The sequence below is a fragment of the Ramlibacter sp. genome, assembly GCF_028291745.1.
Lineage (GTDB): Bacteria > Pseudomonadota > Gammaproteobacteria > Burkholderiales > Burkholderiaceae_C > Ramlibacter.
In genome coordinates this window covers 1-5,146 of record NZ_JAQGNQ010000049.1, presented here as the reverse complement: position 1 = coordinate 5,146, position 5,146 = coordinate 1, and the positions used below count along the sequence as shown (strand labels likewise).

The following is a 5,146-nucleotide window of genomic DNA, read 5'->3' as shown; positions in this document are numbered from 1 at the left end:
GCCCCCGCTGCGGCTGCGGCACCGGCTGCTGCCGTGGCCACCGCGCCGGCCGCAGCGCCCGTCGCGGCGTCAGCAAGCTCCGGCTCCGCCGGCAAGGCGGACGTCGAGGCCGCCGTGCGCGCCTGGGCCGCTGCCTGGTCTTCCAAGGACGTGGGCGGCTACCTCGGTGCGTATGGCAGGGAATTCAATCCGCCCGGCCGGCAGTCGCGCTCCGCCTGGGAGCAGGAACGCCGCAACCGCATCGTCGGCAAGAAGCAGATCTCCGTGCAGGTCAGCGACCTGAACGTCGCCGTCACCGGCAACAAGGCCGTGGCCCACTTCCGCCAGGCGTACAGCGCCGACAGCCTGCACGTCACCAGCCGCAAGACGCTGGAGTTCGTGCGCAGCGGCGATCGCTGGACGATCGTGCGCGAGACCAACGGCGCCTGAGGCGCGCCTGCGGCCGACACGGCGAAGGTTGTGCAGTTGAACCTCACCCCGGGCTCCTCCACCATGACGAAAGTCCTCGTGGCGCTGGTTGGCGCGGCCGGCGTGCTGGCCGCGGCCGCGGCCGGTACCACGCCCGCGCACAGCGCACCCCCCGTGCACGCCGCTGCTGCGCCCTGGCGCAAGCCGACGCCGGTGGTTGCGGTGCGCAAGCCCGCCGCACTGGTGCGCGACGGTGAGGCCGAGGCCCGCCTGATCGAGGTCTACCGCCTGATCGGCCAGGCGCAGACCCGCACCGCGCTCGCGCGCGCCGAAGCGCTGGTGCGCGAGCATCCCAACTTCCATCTGGCGCAGCTGGTGTACGGCGACCTGCTGACGGCGCAACAGCGCCCGGTGAAGGCCTTCGGCGACGTGCCGGATGCCACGGCCCGCAGCGCTGGCCAGCAGCTCGCCGAGCTGCGCGAGGAGTCGCAGCTGCGCATCCGCGCCCTGCGCGAGCGCCCGCCCGCCGGCGCCATCCCCGCGCAGTTCCTGCAGCTGTCGGACAAGAACAAGCACGCGATTGCCATCGACAGCTCGCGGGCGCGCCTGTACTTGTTCGCCAACGAGCCGACTGGCCCCAAGCTGATCGCCGACTACTACATCTCGGTGGGCAAGCTGGGCATCGAGAAGTCTGCCGAGGGAGACCTGCGCACCCCGCTGGGCGTCTACTACATCACCAGCAATCTCGATCCGAAGTCGCTCAAGGACTTCTACGGCGCCGGCGCCCTGCCGATCAATTATCCGAACCCGTACGACGCGCGCCGCGGCAAGACCGGCCGCGGCATCTGGCTGCACGGCACGCCGCCCGACCAGTTCTCGCGCCCGCCCAAGGCCACCGACGGTTGCGTCGTGATGGCCAATCCCGATCTCGCGCGCATCATCCGGACCGTCGAGGTGCGCACCACGCCGGTCGTGATCGCGCCGATGCTGCGCTGGGTGCAGCCCGCCACCGTGCAGGCGGACAGCCGCCGCTTCAACGACGTGCTGCAGGCCTGGCGCAGCGCCAAGGCGAGCGGCGACATCAGCCGGCTGCTGGGCTTCTACACGAGCGACTTCAGCGTCAACGGCAAGACGCTGGCCGAATCGGCCCCGCTGATGAAGGTCGAACTCGGCAAGATGCGCGGCAAGGACGTCGAACTGAAGGACCTGTCGGTGCTGCGCTGGACGGACCGCGAGGACACCATGGTGGTAACCTTTGGCGAGGTGCCCACGGGCGCCCGCACCGGCCCCGTCAAGCGCCAGTACTGGGTGCGCCAGGGGCTCCAATGGAAAATCTTCTTCGAAGGAGTGATCGGCTGATGGTTTCCCTCACGCGCCGCGCCGCTGCCGCCCTCGTGCTTGCCGGCTGCCTTGCCGCCACCGCCACCGCCACCCTGGCGGCCGATGCCCCGAAGGTGAAGTTCTCCACCACGGCCGGCGACATCGTCGTCGAGGTCTACCCGGACAAGGCGCCCAAGACCGTCGAGAACTTCCTGCAGTACGTCCGCGACAAGCACTACGACGGCACGATCTTCCATCGCGTCATCGACAACTTCATGATCCAGGGCGGCGGCTTCGACCGCAACATGGCGGAGAAGAAGACCCGCGCGCCGGTGGTGCACGAGGGTCGCGAAGCATTCGCCAAGGGCCTGAAGAACGAGCGCGGCACCGTCTCGATGGCCCGCACCAACGACCCCAATTCGGCGACCGCGCAGTTCTACGTCAACGTCAAGGACAACGCCTTCCTCGACCCGCAGGGCGGCAGCCCCGGCTACACGGTGTTCGGCCGGGTCGTCAGCGGCATGGATGTGGTCGACAAGATCAAGGCCGTGCAGACCGGCCGCAGCGGCATGTACAGCGACGTCCCGGTGACGCCCGTCGTCATCAACTCGGCGACGATCGTTCAATAACAAGAGAGGCTTTCATGAATCCCAAGGTGGAACTGCACATTGCCGGCGAGGGCGTGGTCACGCTGGAACTCGACGAGCAGAAGGCGCCCAAGACCGTGGCCAACTTCCTCGACTACGTGAAGAAGGGGCATTACGACGGCACCATCTTCCACCGCGTGATCGACGGCTTCATGATCCAGGGCGGCGGCTTCGCCCCCGGCATGAGCCAGAAGCCCACTGGCGCGCAGGTCGAGAACGAGGCCCACAACGGCCTGAAGAACAACAAGTACACGGTCGCCATGGCCCGCACCAGCGATCCGCATTCCGCCTCCGCGCAGTTCTTCATCAACGTCGCCGACAACGAGTTCCTGAACCACAAGTCGCCCACGCCGCAGGGCTGGGGCTACGCCGTCTTCGGCAAGGTCGTGGGCGGGCAGGAGATCGTCGATCGGCTCAAGGGGGTCGCCACCGGCAATCGCGGCGGCCACGGCGACGTGCCCAAGACCGACGTCGTGCTCGAGAAGGCGGTCGTGGTCTGACGACCACCCCGGAAACCACGGCCACCGAGGCGCAGGAACTGCGCGCCGCGCCGCACTGGCGCACCGTCGAATGCATCTCCGACCTGCACCTGCAGGCGGGGATGCCGGCCACCTTCGCAGCGTGGAGCCGCTACATGGCGGCGAGCACCGCGGACGCCCTCTTCCTGCTCGGCGACCTGTTCGAGGTCTGGCCCGGCGACGACGCCGCGCACGAGCCCGGCTTCGAGCACGAGTGCGTGGAGGTGCTGCGCGCGACCAGCGAGCGCTTGCCGATCTTCTTCATGGCGGGCAACCGCGACTTCCTGGTCGGTCCCGGCCTGGCGCAGACCGCGAGACTGACGCTGCTGGCCGACCCGACCGTGTTTTCCTTCGGCCACCAGCGCTGGCTGCTGTCGCATGGCGACGCGCTGTGCATTGCCGATACCGAATACCTGGCCTTCCGGGCGCAGGTGCGCGATCCGGCCTGGCAGCAGGCGTTTCTGACGCAGCCGCTCGCGCAGCGCCGCGCCATCGCGCGGGCGATCCGCAGCGAGAGCGAGGAGCGCCGGCAAGGCGGCCGCGAATACGCCGACGTCGACACCTCCCTGGCGCTGGCCTGGCTGGAGGCGGCCGACGCATCGGTGCTGGTGCACGGGCACACGCACAAGCCGGCGGACCATGCGGTGGACGCGACGCACTGGCGGATCGTGCTGACCGACTGGGACACCGATGCCGTGCCGCCGCGCATGCAGGCGCTGCGGCTGCATGCGGACGGCCACGCCGAACGCGTGGCGCTGGCCTGATGTTCGGCTGGCTGCGGCGTCGCCGCAGCGCCCCGGCCCTCCCCGACGATCTCTGGCGCGCGACGCTGGCGCGCTATCCCTTCCTCGCCGAGCGGGACGCCGGCGAACGCGAGAGGCTGCGCAGCTTGAGCGCGGAGTTCCTGGCGAGCAAGGAATTCCACGGCGCGAACGGGCTGGCGATCACCGACGCCATCGCGCTGGCCATCGCCGCGCAGGCCGTGCTGCCCGTGCTGCACCTGGGGCTGCGCTGGTACGACGACTTCGTCGGCATCGTGGTCCATCCCGACGAAGTGGTCGCGCGCCGCAGCGCCACCGACCCGACCGGGGTCGTGCACGACTGGCACGAAGTGGTCGCCGGCGAGGCGATGCACGGCGGCCCCGTGATGCTGAACTGGCGCGACGTGGCGGCCGCCGGCGAGAGCGCGGAGACCGGCTTCAACGTGGTGATCCACGAGTTCGTCCACAAGATCGACCTGCGCGACGGCGTGGCCGACGGCTGCCCGCCGCTGCGCTCGCGGGGAGCGCGCGAACAGTGGCTGGCGACGCTGCAAGGCGAATACGAGCGCTTTCGCGAAGCGGTGATCCGCGCCGAGCGCTTCGGCGAGGAATGGCCGTGGCTGGACGACTATGGCGCGACCGCCATCGACGAGTTCTTCGCGGTCGCGTGCGAGGCGTATTTCGTCAACCGGGCGCGCTTCACGCGGGAGTTTCCGGCGCTGCTGGAGTTGTTCGACGGGTTCTATCGGCCGACGTAACCGCGGATGCGGCTGCAGGTAGGCTGGGCTGACGATAGTCACCCCAGCAATCTGCGCGAGCACGCTGGGGTGCGCTGCGCGCAGCCCAGCCTACGAACGCGCACCCCGCGTCCTGACTCAACCCCGCAGCAGCGCCTTCAGAGCATTCTGCAGGCGCCGCGCCGCGCCGGCGTCATAGCCCGTGGCCAGCACCTTCGCCACGTCGGTACCCCAGCTCTCCTGCGGCGAGGCCTCGTGGCGGCGCGTCAGCAACTGCAGCTGCAGCATCCGGCGCGCGCTGATCTGTTCCGCCGGCGACGGTACGTCGGCCGCCATCTCCAGCCGCAGCAAGGTCTCGGCGGCGTTGCCGGCCGGCCCCTTGCCCAGCGCCTGCACCCAGGCCTGGCGCACCTGCGGGCTCACGGCCTTGCCCAGTTCCTGGTGGCTGGGCACCTGGTCCGCGGCGCGCTGCTCCCAGGCCGTCATCAATTGCGTCAGCGCCTCGCCGTGCGCCTGCGCCGCCAGCTTGCGCAAGGTGGCCTGCGCGTGCTCCAGCGCATCGCGTTGCGCGCGGAAGGCGGCGTCGCCCAAGCGGGGGCCACGGTCCTCGCGGATGTCATCGCGGCCGCCGCGGAAGTTGCCGCCGCCCGGGCCGGGACGGCGGTCATCGCCGCGGGCATCGCGCCCACCCGGGCCGGGCCGGCGCGCATCGAACCTGCCGCCGCGCCCAGCGGGTGCCGCCTCGAGGCGACGCG

The 5,146-nt window shown here is 70.3% G+C and carries 6 protein-coding genes and 1 pseudogene; 6 read left to right on the top strand and 1 reads right to left on the bottom strand.

The genetic code is table 11. The features are described from left to right. The 6 genes from JWP60_RS07510 to JWP60_RS07485 all read left to right on the top strand — a co-directional run. Nucleotides 1-429, top strand: a 429-nt coding sequence (locus JWP60_RS07510; RefSeq protein WP_299788608.1) for a DUF4440 domain-containing protein, incomplete at its 5' end; no start/stop codon positions are given. A 36-nt stretch (nucleotides 430-465) separates the two neighbouring features. Beyond that, the gene (locus tag JWP60_RS07505) at nucleotides 466-1,767 is read left to right on the top strand and encodes a L,D-transpeptidase family protein (RefSeq protein WP_299788605.1); all 1,302 of its coding nucleotides are present in this window, start codon (nucleotides 466-468) and stop codon (nucleotides 1,765-1,767) included. Next, nucleotides 1,767-2,357, top strand: coding sequence for a peptidylprolyl isomerase (locus JWP60_RS07500; RefSeq protein WP_299788603.1), 591 nt, complete (start codon nucleotides 1,767-1,769; stop codon nucleotides 2,355-2,357). The genes JWP60_RS07505 and JWP60_RS07500 overlap by 1 nt, the downstream gene beginning before the upstream one ends. A gap of 14 nt (nucleotides 2,358-2,371) precedes the next feature. Next, complete coding sequence (locus JWP60_RS07495) at nucleotides 2,372-2,875, top strand: peptidylprolyl isomerase (protein ID WP_299788600.1); 504 nt, start codon at nucleotides 2,372-2,374, stop codon at nucleotides 2,873-2,875. Then, nucleotides 2,872-3,657, top strand: a complete 786-nt coding sequence (locus tag JWP60_RS07490; RefSeq protein WP_299788611.1) for a UDP-2,3-diacylglucosamine diphosphatase — start codon at nucleotides 2,872-2,874, stop codon at nucleotides 3,655-3,657. The genes JWP60_RS07495 and JWP60_RS07490 overlap by 4 nt, the downstream gene beginning before the upstream one ends. Next, entirely contained in the window at nucleotides 3,657-4,412 is a 756-nt protein-coding gene (locus JWP60_RS07485; RefSeq protein WP_299788597.1) for a M90 family metallopeptidase, read from the top strand. Before JWP60_RS07490 ends, JWP60_RS07485 begins: the two co-directional genes overlap by 1 nt. 117 nt (nucleotides 4,413-4,529) lie before the next feature. Here JWP60_RS07485 and JWP60_RS07480 read toward each other — a convergent pair. Further along, nucleotides 4,530-5,146: pseudogene (locus tag JWP60_RS07480) on the bottom strand (DUF349 domain-containing protein); the annotation flags it as partial.

Coding starts and splice junctions, on each gene's coding strand:
- JWP60_RS07500 (WP_299788603.1), top strand. CDS start 1,767: ATGGTTTCCCTCACGCGCCGCGCCGCTGCCGCCCTCGTGCTTGCCGGC.
- JWP60_RS07495 (WP_299788600.1), top strand. CDS start 2,372: ATGAATCCCAAGGTGGAACTGCACATTGCCGGCGAGGGCGTGGTCACG.
- JWP60_RS07485 (WP_299788597.1), top strand. CDS start 3,657: ATGTTCGGCTGGCTGCGGCGTCGCCGCAGCGCCCCGGCCCTCCCCGAC.